General features: G+C 73.7%; 14 protein-coding genes. 11 read left to right on the top strand and 3 right to left on the bottom strand.

Annotated features, from left to right (window positions below):
* Positions 1–28 precede the first annotated feature (28 nt).
* From sucB to ACWDD7_RS31085, 5 genes are all read left to right on the top strand, one after another.
* Complete coding sequence (gene sucB, locus ACWDD7_RS31105; RefSeq protein WP_450459851.1) at positions 29–1,843, top strand: 2-oxoglutarate dehydrogenase, E2 component, dihydrolipoamide succinyltransferase; 1,815 nt, start codon at positions 29–31, stop codon at positions 1,841–1,843.
* Between the two features lie 423 nt (positions 1,844–2,266).
* Positions 2,267–2,890, top strand: coding sequence for a GntR family transcriptional regulator (locus ACWDD7_RS31100; protein WP_351872615.1), 624 nt, complete (start codon positions 2,267–2,269; stop codon positions 2,888–2,890).
* Between the two features lie 414 nt (positions 2,891–3,304).
* Positions 3,305–6,007, top strand: a complete 2,703-nt coding sequence (gene aceE / locus ACWDD7_RS31095) for a pyruvate dehydrogenase (acetyl-transferring), homodimeric type (RefSeq protein ID WP_450459850.1) — start codon at positions 3,305–3,307, stop codon at positions 6,005–6,007.
* Positions 6,008–6,087: 80 nt separating this feature from the next.
* A complete protein-coding gene (locus ACWDD7_RS31090; protein WP_450459849.1) occupies positions 6,088–7,065 on the top strand; it encodes a helix-turn-helix transcriptional regulator in 978 nt (325 codons plus the stop codon).
* A 58-nt stretch (positions 7,066–7,123) separates the two neighbouring features.
* On the top strand, positions 7,124–7,642 hold the full coding sequence (locus ACWDD7_RS31085) for a DUF4240 domain-containing protein (RefSeq protein ID WP_351872623.1): 519 nt from the start codon (positions 7,124–7,126) through the stop codon (positions 7,640–7,642).
* On the opposite strand, the gene ACWDD7_RS31080 is transcribed toward ACWDD7_RS31085, so the two are convergent.
* Positions 7,609–8,481, bottom strand: a complete 873-nt coding sequence (locus tag ACWDD7_RS31080) for a peptidoglycan recognition protein family protein (protein WP_450459848.1) — start codon at positions 8,479–8,481, stop codon at positions 7,609–7,611. The two genes, ACWDD7_RS31085 and ACWDD7_RS31080, sit on opposite strands and share 34 nt — an antisense overlap.
* Before the next feature lie 356 nt (positions 8,482–8,837).
* Between ACWDD7_RS31080 and ACWDD7_RS31075 the strand changes: the two genes are divergently transcribed.
* Positions 8,838–10,019, top strand: a complete 1,182-nt coding sequence (locus ACWDD7_RS31075; RefSeq protein ID WP_351872628.1) for a MarP family serine protease — start codon at positions 8,838–8,840, stop codon at positions 10,017–10,019.
* 29 nt (positions 10,020–10,048) lie between these two features.
* Here the strand turns inward: ACWDD7_RS31075 and ACWDD7_RS31070 are convergent, their stop codons facing one another.
* On the bottom strand, positions 10,049–10,537 hold the full coding sequence (locus tag ACWDD7_RS31070; RefSeq protein ID WP_351872631.1) for a GNAT family N-acetyltransferase: 489 nt from the start codon (positions 10,535–10,537) through the stop codon (positions 10,049–10,051).
* Between the two features lie 982 nt (positions 10,538–11,519).
* Here ACWDD7_RS31070 and ACWDD7_RS31065 point away from each other — a divergent pair.
* Positions 11,520–12,884 (top strand): NAD(P)/FAD-dependent oxidoreductase, encoded by a 1,365-nt coding sequence (locus ACWDD7_RS31065; RefSeq protein ID WP_351872635.1) that lies wholly within the window; start codon positions 11,520–11,522, stop codon positions 12,882–12,884.
* An 84-nt stretch (positions 12,885–12,968) separates the two neighbouring features.
* Here the strand turns inward: ACWDD7_RS31065 and ACWDD7_RS31060 are convergent, their stop codons facing one another.
* The gene (locus tag ACWDD7_RS31060; protein WP_450459847.1) at positions 12,969–14,423 is read right to left on the bottom strand and encodes a regulator; all 1,455 of its coding nucleotides are present in this window, start codon (positions 14,421–14,423) and stop codon (positions 12,969–12,971) included.
* A 232-nt stretch (positions 14,424–14,655) separates the two neighbouring features.
* Between ACWDD7_RS31060 and lipB the strand changes: the two genes are divergently transcribed.
* The 4 genes from lipB (at position 14,656) to ACWDD7_RS31040 (ending at position 17,754) form a co-directional block, all read left to right on the top strand.
* Positions 14,656–15,453: a lipoyl(octanoyl) transferase LipB gene (gene lipB, locus ACWDD7_RS31055; protein ID WP_351872640.1), complete on the top strand. Its 798-nt coding sequence runs from the start codon at positions 14,656–14,658 to the stop codon at positions 15,451–15,453.
* Positions 15,454–15,570: 117 nt separating this feature from the next.
* Complete coding sequence (gene lipA / locus ACWDD7_RS31050; protein WP_351872643.1) at positions 15,571–16,536, top strand: lipoyl synthase; 966 nt, start codon at positions 15,571–15,573, stop codon at positions 16,534–16,536.
* Between the two features lie 243 nt (positions 16,537–16,779).
* A complete protein-coding gene (locus ACWDD7_RS31045) occupies positions 16,780–16,977 on the top strand; it encodes an SCO2195 family GlnR-regulated protein (protein WP_450459846.1) in 198 nt (65 codons plus the stop codon).
* A gap of 75 nt (positions 16,978–17,052) precedes the next feature.
* Positions 17,053–17,754 (top strand): DUF4191 domain-containing protein, encoded by a 702-nt coding sequence (locus ACWDD7_RS31040; protein ID WP_351872648.1) that lies wholly within the window; start codon positions 17,053–17,055, stop codon positions 17,752–17,754.
* The last annotated feature ends 113 nt before the right edge of the window (positions 17,755–17,867 follow it).

Raw genomic sequence — 17,867 nt, 5'->3', positions numbered from 1 at the left:
CCGCAATTCGTAAGGAGCAACCGAAACCATGGCGGTTTCCGTAACCCTTCCGGCGCTCGGCGAGAGCGTCACCGAGGGCACCGTCACCCGCTGGCTGAAGGCCGAGGGTGAGCGCGTCGAGGCCGACGAGCCGCTGCTCGAAGTCTCGACCGACAAGGTCGACACCGAGATCCCCTCGCCCGCCTCCGGCGTGCTGGCCTCCATCAAGGTCGCCGAGGACGAGACCGTCGAGGTCGGCGCCGAGCTGGCCGTCATCGACGACGGCACCGGCGCCCCCGCGGCCGCCCCGGCCCCCGCCGCCGCCGAGGCCCCGGCCCCGGTGGCCGAGCCCGCCCCGGCGCCGGTCGCCGAGGCCCCCGCCGCCCCGGCCGCCCCCGCCGCCCCGGCCGCTCCGGCCGCCGCCCCCGCCGGTGGCGCCCAGGGCACCGACGTGGTCCTGCCCGCGCTCGGCGAGTCCGTCACCGAGGGCACCGTCACCCGCTGGCTGAAGTCGGTCGGCGACTCCGTCGAGGCCGACGAGCCGCTGCTCGAAGTCTCCACGGACAAGGTCGACACCGAGATCCCGGCGCCCGCCTCCGGCGTGCTGCTGGAGATCGTGGTCGGCGAGGACGAGACCGCCGAGGTCGGCGCCAAGCTCGCCGTCATCGGCGCCCCGGGGGCCGCCCCGGCCGCCGCTCCGGCCCCGGCCGCCGCCCCGGCCCCGGCCGCCCCGGCCCCGGCCCCGGTCGCGGAACCCGCCCCGGCTCCGGCCCCGGCCCCGGCCCCGGCTGCCCCGGTCGCCGCCCCGGCTCCGGTCGCCGCCGCCCCGGCCCCGGTCGCCGCCGCCCCGGCTCCGGCTCCGGCGCCCGCCCCGGCTCCCGTCACCCCGGCCACCGCGCCGACCTCCCCGACCGCCACCCAGGCGACGGACGAGGGCGCGTACGTGACCCCGCTGGTGCGCAAGCTCGCCGCCGAGAACGGCGTCGACCTGGCCACCGTCAAGGGCACGGGCGTCGGCGGCCGTATCCGCAAGCAGGACGTCATCGCCGCCGCCGAGGCCGCGAAGGCCCCCGCCGCCGCCCCGGCTCCGGCCGCCGCGGCCGCCCCGGCCGCCAAGAAGGCCCCGGCGCTGGAGGTCTCCCCGCTGCGCGGCCAGACCGTCAAGATGACCCGCATCCGCAAGGTCATCGGCGACAACATGGTCAAGGCGCTGCACGAGCAGGCCCAGCTGTCGTCGGTCGTCGAGGTCGACGTCACGCGCCTGATGAGGCTGCGCGGCCAGGCGAAGGACTCCTTCGCGGCCCGTGAGGGCGTCAAGCTCTCCCCGATGCCGTTCTTCGTCAAGGCCGCCGCGCAGGCGCTGAAGGCCCACCCGGTCATCAACGCCAGGATCAACGAGGCCGAGGGCACGATCACCTACTTCGACGCCGAGAACATCGGCATCGCGGTGGACTCCGAGAAGGGCCTGATGACCCCGGTCATCAAGCACGCCGGCGACCTCAACATCGCGGGCATCGCCAAGGCCACGGCGGAGCTGGCGGGCAAGGTCCGTGCCAACAAGATCACCCCGGACGAGCTGTCCGGCGCGACCTTCACCATCTCCAACACCGGTTCGCGCGGCGCCCTGTTCGACACGATCATCGTGCCGCCGGGCCAGGTCGCGATCCTCGGCATCGGTGCGACGGTCAAGCGTCCGGCCGTCATCGAGACCGAGGAGGGCACGGTCATCGGCGTCCGCGACATGACCTACCTGACCCTCTCCTACGACCACCGCCTGGTCGACGGCGCCGACGCGGCCCGTTACCTGACGGCGGTCAAGGCGATCCTGGAGGCGGGCGAGTTCGAGGTCGAGCTCGGCCTGTAAGCCTCGACCGCCCCACCGGCGACACGGCGGAGCCCCGCCCGGAGTCCTTCTCCGGGCGGGGCTCCGTCCGTCGGGTGCGGGGTGCCGCCATGCCGCGATGATGCCGCCATGCGCGGGTCCGCGACGGCCGCTGGTGACGTCCCGCCCCCGCATACGGCGGAGCGCGTCGCTCCCGGCCCGGGGCCCGGCACCCTCGCGAGGGGGGCTTGAGTCCGTTCCGGCGCGTGCGTGGGCCGCAGCGCGCGACCTGCGTGCGCGGTCGGTGCTCGCCCGGCAACAACCGAACCGGGCCGATAGGCGCCCGTTTGCGCCGTCGTACCCCGTGTAAGCCTCGTCTCACCTGCACTGAAGCGCCCCCCACACGCCCTCCCGTGGAGCGAACCCGCCGTATTGTCTAAATGTCAGCCCCCGGGAGGAGCCCTCATGACCGCGCCCGTAGTCCACTCGCTGCGCGAACAGATCCGCGAGCACATCGTGGAGGGAATCGTCAGCGGGCGCTGGCAGCCGGGCGAGCGCATCGTGGAGCGCCGTATCGCCACCGAGCTGGAGGTCAGCCAGACCCCCGTGCGCGAGGCCCTGCGCGAGCTGGAGTCGCTGCGGCTGATCGAGTCCGCGCCGAACAAGGGCGTCCGGGTCCGCAACCTCACCGCGGCCGATCTGGAGGAGAGCTACCCCGTCAGGGCCGGCCTGGAGGCCATCGCCGCCGAACTGGCCGCCGACCGCCTCTCCACGGACTGCTCGGCCCTGGAACCCCACGTGCTGGCCCTGTACGAGGCCGACCGCGCCGCCGACGGCACCGCCCAGGTCCGGCACACCGTCGGCTTCCACCGCGAACTCGTGCGCGCCGCCGGCAACTCCGTGCTGCTGCACACCTGGGAGGGCCTCGGCATCGAGGTCTTCACCGCCCTGTCGATCCGCTGGCTGGGCACGGTGCAGCAGTCGTACGCCGAGGAGCACGAGGAACTGGTGCAGGCCTTCAGGCGCCGGGACCCGCGGATCGCGGAGCTGGTGAAGGCCCACGTCCTGGGTTGCGCCCCGCGCGCCTGACGCACGCCTGACGCAGGCCTGAAGCGCGCCTGCCGCCCCTGACGCCCGACCGACGCCTCCGATGCGCCTCTGATGCACGTCTGACGCACGTCTGATGCGTGGCCGGCGCACGACTCGGGGGGGGCCGCCCGCACGGCGCCCCCGAGGGGCCGACACACCCGAGCGCACCCCCGCTCACCTGGGAAATCCCTGATCAAACACGGCACCGGGTGCCCACTCCCAAGGCACCCGGTGCCGACTTTCTTGGAATCGAGAGGTTTTACCGCTCAACCCTTTGATCGATCATCGATCAGGGGGTTACAGTCGCCGACGGACTTCCACCCGAAGTCCCCCTGCCCTGTCCTGCCAAAGACCAAGGGCACCCCCGAACCCTTACCGATGAGGGAACCCCCTTCGACTGAGGAAGGCGGCGACATGACCGACCCCCACGCCATCCAGCCGAGCGAGCTCGACCAGCTCCCGGACCGCGACCCCGAGGAGACCGCCGAGTGGCGGGCCTCCCTGGACGCCGTGGCCAGGGAGGCAGGCCCGCATCGCGCCGCGTACCTGATGCGGCGCACGCTGGAGCGCGCCGCGGAGGGCGGCATCGCGCTGCCGAAGCTGCTGGAGACGGACTACGTCAACACCATCCCCACCTCCGCCGAGCCGGGCATGCCCGGCGACCCGGAGATGGAGGACCGGATCACCGCCTGGAACCGCTGGAACGCGGCCGCGATGGTGACCCGGGGCAGCAAGCACGGCGTGGGCGGCCACATCGCCACCTTCGCCTCCGCCGCCTGGCTCTACGAGACCGGCTTCAACCACTTCTTCAAGGGCAAGGAGGGTGACGGCTCCGGCGACCAGCTGTACATCCAGGGCCACGCCTCCCCCGGCATCTACGCCCGCGCCTTCCTGGACGGCCGCCTGAACGAGGCCCAGCTGGACAACTTCCGCCAGGAGGCCGGCGGCAACGGCCTGCCGTCGTACCCGCACCCGCGCCGGCTGCCCTGGCTCTGGGAGTTCCCGACCGTCTCCATGGGCCTCGGCCCGCTGTCGGCGATCTACCAGGCGCGCTTCAACCGCTACCTCACCAACCGCGGCATCAAGGACGTCTCGTCCTCGCACGTGTGGGCGTTCCTCGGCGACGGCGAGATGGACGAGCCGGAGTCGACGGCGGCCCTCGCGCTCGCCGCCCGTGAGGAGCTGGACAACCTCACCTTCGTCATCAACTGCAACCTCCAGCGCCTGGACGGCCCGGTCCGCGCCAACTTCAAGATCGTGCAGGAGCTGGAGGCCCAGTTCCGCGGCGCCGGCTGGAACGTCGTCAAGACGCTGTGGGGCACCGCCTGGGACGAGCTGTTCGCGCTCGACACCACGGGCGCGCTGGTCCGCCGGCTGCGCCAGGTGCCGGACGCGCAGGTCCAGACGTACCAGACCCGCGACGCCGCCTACATCCGCCAGGACTTCTTCGGCGCCGACCCGGCGCTGGCGGAGATGGCGAAGCTGCTCTCCGACGACAAGATCCTGGAGTGCTTCCACCTCTCGCGCGGTGGTCACGAGGCCCGCAAGGTCTACGCCGCGTACAAGGCGGCCGTCGAGCACAAGGGCGCGCCGACCGTGATCCTGGCCCAGACGGTCAAGGGCCACACCCTGGGCGACGGCTTCGCGTCGAAGAACGCCAACCACCAGATGAAGAAGCTGACGGTGGACGAGTTCAAGACGATGCGGGACCTGCTCGGCCTGCCGATCAAGGACAGCGACTTCGCCGACGGCGTGGTGCCCTACGGCCACCCGGGCGCCGACTCCCCCGAGGTCCGCTACCTCCAGGAGCGCCGCGCGGCCCTCGGCGGTCTCGCCCCGGCCCGTCGTACGCACCCGCTGGCCCCGCTGCCCGCCCCGGCCGAGAAGGCGTTCACTTCCTTCGACAAGGGCTCCGGCTCGCAGAACGTGGCCACCACGATGGCGTTCGTCCGCCTCGTCAAGGACCTGGTCCGCGACAAGGAGACGGGCAGGCGCTGGGTGCCGATCGTGCCGGACGAGGCGCGCACCTTCGGTATGGAGTCGCTCTTCCCGTCCCTCGGGATCTACTCCCCCAAGGGCCAGACGTACGAGCCGGTCGACCGCGACCAGCTGATGTACTACAAGGAGGCCAAGAACGGCCAGATCCTCAACGAGGGGATCACCGAGGCCGGTTCGATGGCCGACTTCATCGCCGCGTCCACCGCGTACGCGACGCACGGCGAGGCGATGATCCCGTTCTACATCTTCTACTCGATGTTCGGCTGGCAGCGCACGGCCGACCAGATGTGGCAGCTCGGCGACCAGCTCGGCCGCGGCTTCCTCGTGGGCGCGACGGCCGGCCGCACGACGCTGACGGGCGAGGGCCTGCAGCACGCCGACGGCCACTCGCCGGTGATCGCCGCGACCAACCCGGCGGCGCTGTCGTACGACCCCGCGTTCGCGTACGAGATCGCGGTGATCGTCCGTGAGGGTCTGCGCCGGATGTACGGCGAGGCCAGGCCGGGCGAGGACCAGAACGTCTTCTACTACCTCACCGTCTACAACGAGCCGCTGCCGCAGCCGGCGAAGCCCGCTGTCGCCGGTGTCGACGAGGGCATCGTCAAGGGCCTGTACCGCTTCAACACCGCGGAGTCCGCGGGCGTGACGGTCCCGGCGAACGCCCCGCGCGTCCAGCTGCTGGGTTCCGGTACGGCGATCCACTGGACGCTCCAGGCACAGAGGCTGCTCGCCGAGGAGTGGGGTGTCGCGGCCGACGTGTGGTCGGCGACGTCCTGGTCCGAGCTGCGCCGTGACGCGATGGAGGCCGACGCGGCCCTCCTGCGCGGCGAGGAGCGGGTGCCGTACGTCCGCCAGGCGCTCCAGGGCGCCGAGGGCCCGGTGCTCGCGGTCTCCGACTACATGCGCCAGGTCCCGGACCAGATCGCCCAGTGGGTCGACCAGGACTGGTCCTCCCTCGGCACCGACGGCTTCGGTATCTCCGACACCCGTCCCGCCGCCCGCCGCCACTTCGGCGTCGACGCCGAGTCCATCGTGGTCGCCGCCCTGGCCCAGCTGGCCAGGCGCGGCGAGGTGAAGGCGACGTCGGTGAAGGAGGCCCGGGAGAAGTACGGGCTGTAGGTCCCGAGGTTCCACGAAGAAGGGGTACGGCTGCTCGCCGTACCCCTTCTTCGTCGGTGCCCGACGGCATGATGGGGAGCATGCGCGCCTCCCGCCTCATCAAGATGGTCCTCCTGCTCCAGGCGCGGTCCTGCATGACCGCCGGCGAGCTGGCGCGGGAGCTGGAGGTGTCGGAGCGGACGGTGACCCGGGACGCGCAGGCGCTGTCGGAGGCGGGCGTGCCGGTGTACGCGGACCGGGGACGGGCGGGCGGTTACCGGCTGGTCGGCGGGTACCGGACGCGGCTGACGGGGCTGGACCGGAGCGAGGCGGAGGCGCTGTTCCTCAGCGGGGTGCCGGGGGCGCTGCGGGAGATGGGGCTCGCGGACGCGGCGTCGGCGGCGCGGCTGAAGGTGGCGGCGGCGCTGACGCCCTCCCTCCGGGACGCGCCCCGCGCCGCGGCCCAGCGCTTCCACCTGGACGCGCCCGGCTGGTTCCGCGCGCCGCAGACCCCCGCGCTGCTGCCCGCGATCGCCGAGGCGGTGTGGGACGACCGGTGCGTCACCGCCCGCTACCGGCGCGGCGACGGCGAGGTGGAGCGGCTCCTGGAGCCGTACGGCCTCGTGCTGAAGGCGGGCGCCTGGTACCTGTGCGCCCGGGTGCCGGACCCGGGGGCCTTCCGCACCTACCGCATCGACCGGTTCACCTCCGTCGTCGCCCGGGACACCCGCTTCCACCGCGACGAGGACTTCGACCTGCCCGGCCACTGGGCCGCGCAGGCCGAGCGGTTCGCGCGCTCGATCCTGCGCGCCGAGGCCGTCGTACGGCTCTCCCCCGAGGGTGTGCGCAGGCTGGCGGACGCCGTCGAGCAGCCGTCGGCCCGGGAGGGGCTGGCCGGTGCCGGGGAGCCGGACGGGGCGGGGTGGGTGACGGTGACGCTGCCGGTGGAGTCGGAGGAGGTCGCGTACGCCCAGCTGACCGGGCTCGGGCCCGAGGTCGAGGTGCTGGCTCCGGCGAGCCTGCGCGCGCGGTTCGTCCGGGACGCGGCGCGGCTGGCGGCGCTGTACGAGGAGGCGTGACGCGGCCGCCGTACTCCCGCGTGCGCCCCACCGGCCGAGGCCCGATGCTGGAGCGGTGATGGACGAGACGGAGTTCTGGGAACTGGTCGACACCACACGCGAGGCCGCCGGGGGCGATCCCGAGGACCAGGCCGAGCTGCTGGTGGACCGGCTCGCCCAGCTGGACCCGGAGCGCGTCCTGGACTTCGCCCGTCACTTCGAGGCCCGCTACAACCGCGCCTACCGCTGGGACCTGTGGGGCGCCGCCTGGGTGCTCCTGGACGGGGCCAGCGACGACGCGTTCGACTTCTTCCGGTGCTGGCTGATCGGCCAGGGCCGGGAGGTGTTCGAGGGCGCCCTGCACGATCCGGACGCGCTGGCGGGGCTGCTGGGCGACTTCGACGAGGAGGTCGACGGCGACGGCGAGGAGCTGGGGTACGCGGCCGACGAGGCGTACGAGCAGCTCACCGGCACCGTGGCGGCCGACCTCGGCATCCCGCCCGCGCCCGCGGAACCGGCGGGCACCCCGGTCGACTTCGAGGACGAGGCGCTTCTCGCGCAGCTCTATCCCCGGCTCTGGGAACGCTTCAAGGGCTGAGCGGCCGTCGGGGCGGCCGTCGCAGCGGTCACCGGACGGGCGGCGGTGGGGGCGGTGGCGCGCGGTGTCGCGGTGGACGCGGGACGGCCCTGGAGACGGGCGGCCGTCTCCCTGATGTCGGGCAGCCGGGCGGTCAGCGCGGCGCCGGGACAGCTGGTCATGAAGCCGTCGTTGTGACCTGCCACGGCGGGCAGCGTGACGGTGGTCCCCGCGCGGAAGCGGCTGTGCCCGTTGCTGGAGACCAGCCGCACGCGTGCGCGCGGATCGATGTCGGACAGACCCAGTTTCCAGGCCGCGAGGGCCGCGATGGCGTCGGTCATGGCGCGGGGCACCGGCACGCCCGCCGTGAAGGTGCCGATGGCGGCGATCCCGGCGGTGCGGTGGTTGAAGCCCTGCGCGTGGGCGCCCATGACGGCCCGGTCGACGCCGCCCGCCCGGCCCTCGTAGATCGTGCCGCAGCGGTCGACGAGGAAGTTGTAGCCGATGTCGTCCCACTGCCGGACGCCGGTCTGGCCGGCGTAGAGGCGGCGGATGATCTCGGGGGTGTCGGCGCACCGGTAGGCGTTGGGCGAGTCGGTGTGGTGCACGAAGACCGCGACCACCCTGTCGTCGTAGCGCGGCGGCGGCTGGATGTGCCGGGCGGCGCCGTACAGCCAGGCGGAGCGCGGCACGATCAGCGGGCGGCTCGCGAGGTGGGTGCTCCCGGTGCCCGGCGGGGCGGAGCGCAGGTCGAGAGCGGCGGGCCGGTCGCCCGGGAGCCGCGCGGGGCGCTCCACGGCGCGCGTGTACAGGGCGAGCACGAGGACGGCCATCAGACCGGGCAGGAAGCCCAGCAGCACGAGCAGCGGACCGGGGAGACGCGACGGCCGCGGCGGTCGCCGGGCGGGGCGCGGCGGTCGCCGGGCAGGGCGCGGCGGCGCCGGCCGCGGCGGTCGCGGCAGCCGTGACAGCCATGCGGTGAGCGACCCGCGTATCCCCCCGGCTCTTCGGACGACGGACATGGTCCCACCCTCGGGCCGATCACCCCTGCCCGCGATGTGCGCTGTGCCACCTGGCGGAACCATCGTCCCGGTCCGGGACGTTTCTGCGGGTACAGGCACACGTGGCCGGTTCGCCGTCGGCGCCCGATCATGTACCTGCGACCGTTCCGCGGGCCCGACCGTCCGCGTGAGGGGTCCGAGAGAAAGGCGGCTCCGTGGACCTGCTCGACCTGCTGCTGGTGCTGGTGGTCCTCCTGTACGCGGCGTCCGGCTACCGGCGCGGCCTGGTGGCCGGGTGTGTCTCGCTGGCGGGGTTCGTCGGTGGCGCGGTCGTCGGCGTGTGGGCGCTGCCCTGGGTGACCGGCCAGGTGGCGCGGGGTACGGCGACGGCGACGGTGCTCGCGGTGCTGACGGTGCTGGTGCCCGCCGCCGTGGGCCATGAGCTGGCGGGCCGGCTCGCGCTGCGGCTGCGCGGTGGCCTGGACCGGGGCCCGCTGCGGGTGGTGGACGGCATCGGGGGCGCGGCGGCCAACGCGGTCGCGGTGCTGATCGTGGCCTGGGTGGCGGCGAGCGTGCTCAGCGCGGCCCCCTCTCCCGCGCTGACCACGGCGATCCGGGACTCCTCGCTGCTCGGCGCGGTGCAGCGGACGATGCCGGACACCACGCCCGCGTGGTTCTCGCGGGCCACCTCGGCGCTGACGGACGCGGGGTTCCCGCAGGTCTTCAACCCGTTCGAGAACGAGTCGACGGCCCAGGTGCCGCGCCCCACCGGCGACAGCGTCACGGCGGCCGCGACGAACGCCGCGAAGGCGAGCACGGTCAAGATCGAGGGCGTCTCGGGCAGCGAGGGCCGGGAGGGCAGCGGGTTCGTCTTCGCGCCGGGGCGGGTGATGACCAACGCGCACGTGGTGGCGGGCATCGCCCGGCCGTCCGTGCGAGTGGGCGGGGTCGGTCCGGTGTACCCGGCGCGGGTGGTGCTCTTCGACCCCGACCGGGACGTGGCGGTGCTGTACGTGCCGGGGCTCGACGCGCCGGTGCTGCGCTTCGACACGGGGGCCTCGCGCGGGGACTCGGCGGTGGTGGCGGGTTATCCGCAGGACGGCAGCCTGAATCTCCAGGCGGCCACCGTGGGCAACCTGGTGCGGGCGACGGGACAGAACATCTACAACGACGGCGCGGTCACCCGGGAGATCTACTCGATCCGCTCCACGGTCCGTCCGGGCAACTCCGGCGGGCCGCTGCTGACGACGGACGGCCGGGTCTTCGGGATGGTGTTCGCCCGCTCCACCTCGGACGCCGAGACGGGGTACGTGCTGACGGCGGCCGAGGTGGCGCAGGACGCCCGGCGGGCGGCCACGGCGACGGCGGCGGTGGACACGGGCGTGCTGGTGGGCTGACGCGGATCAGGGGCGCCGGGTCTCGGGTGTCACAGGGTGCGGCCCATGCAGACGTCGTCGACGTAGGCGCCGTCGAGGAGGAACTCCCCGGGCAGGACGCCCTCCACGGCGAAGCCCTCGGCCTCGTAGAGCTTCCTGGCCGGGGTGTTGTGGCCGAGCACGCGCAGGGTGAGGCGCCGGGCGCCGCGCGCGCGGGCCTCGGCGACGGCGGCCCGGATCAGCGCCCGCCCGAGACCCCGGCCGCGGGCCTCCTCGGCGACCACGAAGCCCTGGATGGTGAGGACGTGCGCGTGGGCGGGGAGCGGGATCATCTGGGCGAGGCGGACGTAGCCGGCGACGCGCCCGTCCAGCTCGGCGACGAGGAAGTCGTGGGGGAGGTGGCGCTCGTCGAAGAGCGGCGGGTACGGCGGCTCGGGACGTGGCGTCACCGCGTGCAGGGTGGACCAGGTGGTCCGGTCCAGGTGGGCGAGGGGCTCCTCGTCGGCGGGCGTGGCGGGGCGTATGCGCGGCTCGGACATGCGGATCACCCTAAGCGGGGCGGTACGGACGGCCCACGGGTTTTCCCGTGCGGTGCGGGGGGTGGCGGGCATGGGTGCCTGCCGGACACGGGGGCCGGAGACCGGAGGCCCGGGATGCGGACGCCGGGGGCAGAGGCCCGGGGATACGGGTTTTCCCGTGCGGTGCGAGGTGGCGGGCACGGGTGCATGCCGGACACGGGGGCCGGAGACCGGAGGCCCGGGGATGCGGACGCCGGGGGCAGAGGCCCGGGGATACGGGTTTTCCCGTGCTGTGCGAGGTGGCGGGCACGGGTGCATGCCGGACACGGAGGCCGGAGGCCCGGGGATGCGGACGCCGGGGACGGAGGCCCGGGGATACGGGTTTTCCCGTGCGGTGCGAGGTGGCGGGCACGGGTGCATGCCGGACACGGAGGCCGGAGGCCCGGGGATGCGGACGCGGGAGGGCCGGACGGCGGGGAGCGGACGCGAGGGCGCCGGGGAGCCGGAGGCTGGGAGCCGGGGACCGAGGACCGGGAGCCGGAGGCCGAAGCCGGAGACCGGGAACCGGGGGCCAGGAGCCGGGCACCCGGAGGGCGGAGGCCGGAAGCCGGGGGCAGGAGACCGGGAGCCGGACGCGGAGGGCTGGGAGCCGGGGCAGGAGACCGGAGGCCGGAGGCCGCGAGCTGGGAGCCGGAGACCGGGGGCCAGGAGCACGGGGCCGGGGACCGGAGCCGGGGACCGGAGGCGGGGGCCGTGGCGGGGGCGGGGCGCTGTCGGGTGTCGGGTGCTGGGGCGCGCGCGGGCGCTTCGTGGTGGCGCGCAAGGGCATTCTGCGGCGCACGGAACGGATGTGACCGTATGCGACCTCCATGCGACCGTGCCCTGCCGATGCGCGACTCCTTACGACCGATCACGGCGCTGATACTCGACGCGAACTCGGGTATCCCTGAAGCCGGTCGGGGGCACCACGTCTCCGTCGGCCGCGCAACCACAGGAGGGCCTCGTGCTTGAGCCCGCGTACCAGGTGGACGTCGTCATCGTGGGAGCCGGAATCGCCGGTCTCTCGGCAGCCCACCGGCTCACCAGCGCAGGAGTAACGACCGCAGTCCTGGAGGCCGCCTCGTATGTGGGTGGCCGCATGGCGACGGAGAAAGTCGACGGCTTCCGGCTCGACCGGATCGGGCAGCTGCTGTCCACGTCGTATCCCGAGCTCCGGTTCACGCCGGGGCTGGACGCCCTGGTCCTGCGGCCCTTCGCGCCGGGCGTGCTGCTGCACCGCGACGGGCGCAGCCACCGGGCCGGCGCGCCGGCGGGTGGAGGAAGCGCAAGGGGCGCACTCCATGCGGTGCGCGCCCTGGCGAGCGCCCCCAAGGGCGCGGCGGCACCGCCCGGCAGGGGGGGCGCGCCGGTGGGCGGCGCGATGGACCAGGCGCGGCTGGGCGCGGCGCTGAACCGGATCGCCTCGATGCCGGTCGAACGGCTCCTCGCCCGCCCGGAGCTGCCCGCCGCGCAGGCCCTCGCGGCCCGGGGGGTGCCGGCCCGCACGGTGGAGGGGTTCCTGCGCCCGCTGCTCGCGGCGTTGCTGTGCGACCCGGAGCTGACGACGTCCAGCCGGTGCGCCGACCTGGCGCTGCGGGCGTTCGCGGGCGGGCGGCTGTGCGTGCCGGAGGGGGGCGCGGACGTACTGCCGGAGCTGCTGGCGCGGGCGCTGCCGCCGGGGACGGTGCACACCGGGGTGCGGGCCACGTCGGTCTCCACGACGTCGGTGACCACCGCGGAGCACGGGGAGATCCGCTGCCGTGCGGTGCTGCTGGCGACCGACGCGCGCTCGGCGGCGGAGCTGCTGCCGGGGCTCAGGGTGCCGGGGTTCCATCCGGTGACGGTGGTCCACCACACGACGGACGAACCGGCGGCGGCGTTCTCCACCGGCGCGTCGCTGCTGCTGGACGCGGACCGGGGCGGGCCGGTGGCGCACACGTCGGTGCTCAGCAACGTGGACCCGAGCCGGGCGCCCGCCGGACGCGTACTGATCTCCTCGACGGTCCTCGGCACCCCGCCCGAGGGCGTGGACACCGCGGTCCGCATCCACCTCTCCCGCCTCTACGGCACCTCCACGCGCCGCTGGGAGACGCTGGCCGTGCACCACACCCCGGAGGCGGTCCCGGTCATGCGCCCCCCGCACGACCTCCGCCGCCCGGTCCGCCTCCTCGCCGGCCTCTACGTCTGCGGCGACCACCGCGCCACCAGCACCGTCCAGGGCGCCCTCCACTCGGCCCGCCGCGCCACCCGCGCCATCCTGACGGACCTGGGCGCCACCGGGTCCCTGCACCACGCGGACCCGGCCCCGACGCTGCCGAAGGCGGCCTGAGCCGGGGTCCTCGGGCCCGGTGGGGGCCCGAGGACCCCGGCCCGGTCCACGGCCGCTCCTCGGCCCGGCTCGGCCGGGCCGGTGTCAGCCCAGGGCCGCGGTCTTCTCGTGGTACGTCCTGGCCGGGGCGGCGTCCCTGTAGGGCTCCAGGCGGCGTTCGAAGTCGCGGATGTACTCAAGGGCTCGGGCGCTGCGCATGTCCGCGGCCTGAACCGCGGCTTCGGTGGCCAGCGCGCAGGCCTGGTCGAGTTCGCCGAGGCCGAGGCGGGCCGTGGCGAGGACGACCCGGCAGAACAGGCGGCTGCGGGCGTACGCGGGGGCGCGCAGCTGGAGGGAACGTTCCGCGTGCTGGGCGGCCGCGCGGAACTGCTGGAGGTCCCGGTGGCAGTGCCCCAGCTCGTCCGCGAGCTGCGCCTCGTCGAAGAACCGGGCCCAGTACGGCACTTCGTCCCCCGGCCGCGCCGCCTCCAGCGCCCGCTCGGCCCGCACCAGCGCCGCGGTGCACGCCCGCGCCTCCCCCAGCACCGCGTGCGCCCGCGCCTCCGCGGCGTTCAGCAGCGACTGCACGGCCGGCGGCCCCCCGGTGCCGATCCCCTGCTGGGCGACCCGCGCGAGCTGCACCGCCTCCCTGCCGTGCCCGAGATACACGGCCTGCCGGCTCATGGTGATCAGCACGAAGGAGCCGTACGGCCGGTCCCCCGCCGCCTGCGCGAGCCGCAGCGCCTGCACGAAGTACCGCTGGGCGAGCCCGTGCGCGGCGATGTCGTACGACGTCCACCCCGCGAGCCGGGTCAGATCCGCGGCGGCCGAGAACAGCCGGCGCCCGGTCTGCTCGTCGTAACTCCCCCGCAGCATCGGCTCGCACTCGTGCTCCAGATACCGCACCAGCGCCTGCCGCGCGTGCCCGCCGCCGAACCGGTCGTCGAGGGTGCGGAACAGTTCGCCGACCGAACGCAGCGCGGCGATGTCGCCCCCGCCGACCCGGTGCCCGGGGGCGCGCTCCAGGGCTCCGCGCACCCGTGGCCGCCCGGCCGGCGTCCGCGGCACGCCGGGGCGGCCCTGCGCGGGCACCCGGGGCGCCGGTTCCCTCGCGACCCGGTCGTCGGGCTTGCCGATCAGCCAGTCCCGGCTGGGCACGACGAGCCCCGCCGGGGTGAACGCGATCTTGCGCAGCTCGGCATGGCTGCCGGAGTCCTTGCGCCACAGCCCGCTGACGATGTCCACGGCCTCCTCCGGCGTGGCCGCGAACTCCAGCCCGGCGTACACCGGCGCACACGCGTCGAGGCCGAGATCCTGGGCCGAGAGCCGGCGCCCGAGCCGGCGGGTGAACACCTCGGCGATCAGCGCGGGCGTCGTACCCCTCGGCTGCTGACCGCGCAGCCAGCGGGTGACGGAGGTCTTGTCGTATCTGAGATCCAGCCCGTGTTCGAGGCCGAGCTGGTCGACGCGCCGGGCCAGACCCGCGTTGGAGAACCCCGCCTCTGCGATGAGCGCGGCGAGCTGGCGGTTGGGGGTGCGCTGCGCGGGTCGGTCCGTCATCTGTGGTGCGGTCTCCTGCCTCCGGGCCTCGTTACGTGCCGGGATTGCCTGTGAGCAGCCCTTTTGGCCTCATGAACGGCGCGAATGTAGCGGAGAGTGAGCACCTGCTCGGATACTTCAGCTTTCATTCATCCGATCGTGTGAGGATTGCCCGCAGGGCTGACGTGTCGCGGACGGACGTACAGTGGCGTGGGCGCGTTACGTGCCTGACATCGCGAGGGAGGCGCTTGCCGTGAGTGAGTTGCGGTTCGTCCGTATGGGTTTCGGCGCGGATGCCGTCGACTACCAGGAGGCCTGGGACGAGCAGCGCCGGGTGCACGCCGCCCGGTTCGCCGACGAGATCCCGGACACCGTGCTGCTCCTGGAGCACCCCCCGGTGTTCACCGCGGGCCGGCGCACGGAGGACAGCGAGCGGCCGCTGGACGGCACGCCGGTGATCGACGTGGACCGCGGCGGGAAGATCACCTGGCACGGTCCGGGCCAGCTGGTCGGCTACCCGATCCAGAAGCTCCCGCGCCCGGTGGACGTGGTGGCACACGTGCGACGCCTCGAAGAGGCCCTGATCCGCACGTGCGCGGAGTTCGGCCTGGAGACCACCCGGGTCGAGGGGCGCAGCGGGGTCTGGGTGCTCGGCGACCCCGTCGAGCAGCGGCCCTCCCTCGGGGGCCTCTCCCTCGACTTCGACCCCCGGCTGACCGACGAGGAGTTCGACCCCCGGCTCAACGGCCCCGAGTACGCCCCCTCCAACGCCGGCCAGCGCCGGGAGGACCGCAAGATCGCCCAGATCGGCATCCGCGTCGCCAAGGGCGTCACGATGCACGGCTTCTCGTTCAACATCTGCCCCGACATGAAGTGGTTCGACCGCATCATCCCCTGCGGCATCCGCGACGCGGGCGTGGCCTCCCTGGCCGAGGAGCTGGGCCGGGACGTCACGATGGAGGAGGTCCTGCCGGTCGCCGAGAAGCACCTGCGCGAGGTCCTGGAGAACGCCGACCTGCGCCCGAGGCCGATCGAGAAGGCGACGGCCTGACCGTCCCCCCGCAGAGGAATGCGCCCTGCGGTCATGAGGTCGGTCTCGTCGCCAGGGCGTGCAGAACACGGGCGTACCCTGGGGGACGCCGAAGAATCAAAGCTTAGGGAGCCGGTCGTGTCCGCAGTCGCACCCGACGGACGCAAATTGCTGCGCCTGGAGGTCCGCAACAGCCAGACCCCCATCGAGCGCAAGCCCGAGTGGATCAAGACCCGGGCGAAAATGGGCCCCGAGTACACCAAGATGCAGAACCTCGTGAAGAGCGAGGGTCTGCACACGGTCTGCCAGGAAGCCGGCTGCCCGAACATCTACGAGTGCTGGGAGGACCGCGAGGCCACCTTCCTCATCGGCGGCGACCAGTGCACCCGCCGCTGCGACTTCTGCCAGATCGACACGGGCAAGCCCGAGGCCCTGGACCGCGACGAGCCCCGCCGCGTCGGCGAGTCCGTGGTCACGATGGACCTCAACTACGCCACCATCACCGGTGTGGCCCGCGACGACCTGGCGGACGGCGGCGCCTGGCTGTACGCCGAGACCGTGCGCCAGATCCACCAGCAGACCGCGGAGCGCGCGGGCGGCCGCACCAAGGTCGAGCTGCTCGCCCCCGACTTCAACGCGGTACCCGAGCAGCTGGCCGAGGTCTTCGAGTCCCGCCCCGAGGTCTTCGCGCACAACGTCGAGACCGTGCCCCGCATCTTCAAGCGGATCCGCCCCGGCTTCCGCTACGAGCGCTCCCTGAAGGTCATCACCGAGGCCCGCGACTTCGGCCTGGTCACCAAGTCCAACCTGATCCTCGGCATGGGCGAGACCCGCGAGGAGGTCGGCGAGGCGCTGAGGCAGCTGCACGAGGCCGGCTGCGAACTCGTCACCATCACCCAGTACCTGCGCCCCTCCGTCCGCCACCACCCCGTCGAGCGCTGGGTGAAGCCGCAGGAGTTCGTGGAGCTGAAGGAGGAGGCCGAGCAGATCGGCTTCTCGGGCGTGATGTCCGGCCCGCTGGTGCGCTCCTCGTACCGCGCCGGGCGCCTGTACCGGATGGCCGTCGAGAAGCGCGGCAGCTACGTCGCCGGCCAGGCGGTGTGAGCACGCGCCCGCTTCAGGGCGTGTGAATTCGCGCACAAGTAATTACCGGCCAGTAGCGACCGGTTCGACGCGGTCCTGACCGTCCTCCCTGATGAGGACCACCGACAGGGCCGCGTCGGCGTTCGCGGGCCCCGCATCAAGGCTTCATGGGTGTTTGACCGGTCGGACACGCCCTGGTAACACCGATCAGTGACCCTGGTATCACGCCCCGTACACCACCCGCTCGCAGGGGGTATCCCGACCATGCAGGCCCCGCTGGTACGCGCCACCGCGATCCCCTCCCTCACCGACGCCCTCCGCGCCGTCGAGTCACTGCTGATGAGCGGCGGGCAGCGCACCGCCCGCCGCAACGCCTGGACCTCCGTCCTGGAGGACCGCCGCCGGGCCAGGGACCGGGTCGAGGCGCAGCACTTCCTGGAGCGGTCCGCGGACCGCCGGTGAGCCACGTCCCGTACGTCCCCTCCCCCGCGGGCACTGCCGTCGTCCGCGCTCCCGGGGCCACGTAGACTTCGTGGCATGGCGAGGAAGGAAACCGCGGCGGACGCCGCGAATGCCGGGCGACTGAAGCAGATCGCCCTCACGTACCGGATGACCCGCAAGGTCGACACCAAGATCGGCCTTGTGCTCGCGGCCGTCGGCCTCGGCACGCTCGCGGTGTTCCTCGTGATCGGCTTCTTGGTGGGCCACCCGGTGTACCTGGGCATCTTCGGCCTGCTGGTCGGCCTGCTGGCGACGGCGGTCGTGTTCGGCCGCCGGGCCGAGCGGGCCGCCTTCGGCCAGATGGAGGGCCAGCCGGGCGCCGCGGCGGCGGTGCTGGACAACGTCGGCCGGGGCTGGACCACCACCCCCGCGGTGGCGATGAACCGCAGCCAGGACGTGGTGCACCGCGCGGTCGGCAAGGCCGGCATCGTACTGGTCGCCGAGGGCAACCCGAACCGGGTCAAGAGCCTGCTGGCCGCCGAGAAGAAGAAGATGAACCGCATCGTCGCCGACGTGCCGGTGCACGACATCATCGTGGGCGGCGGCGAGGGCCAGGTCGAGCTGAAGAAGCTGCGCACCACGATGCTGAAGTTCCCGCGTGTGCTCACCGGCCCCCAGGTGACCGCGACCAACGACCGGCTGCGCGCGCTCGGCGACCTGATGAGCAACATGCCGGTGCCGAAGGGCCCGATGCCCAAGGGGGCGCGCCTGCCGAAGGGCGGCCAGCGCGGCCGCTAGACCCTCGACGCGGTACGACGATGGGGGCGCGGGCGGCGGCCCGCGGTCCAACCGGAGAATCGGATCGAATTGAGCGGCTAGGCTGCTCAATCATGGAACTGCGCCATCTCCGG

It is taken from the genome of Streptomyces sp. NPDC001056 (genome assembly GCF_053598955.1).
Note: the sequence above shows the minus strand (reverse complement) of the source record. Positions and strands in the feature narration are given on the sequence as shown.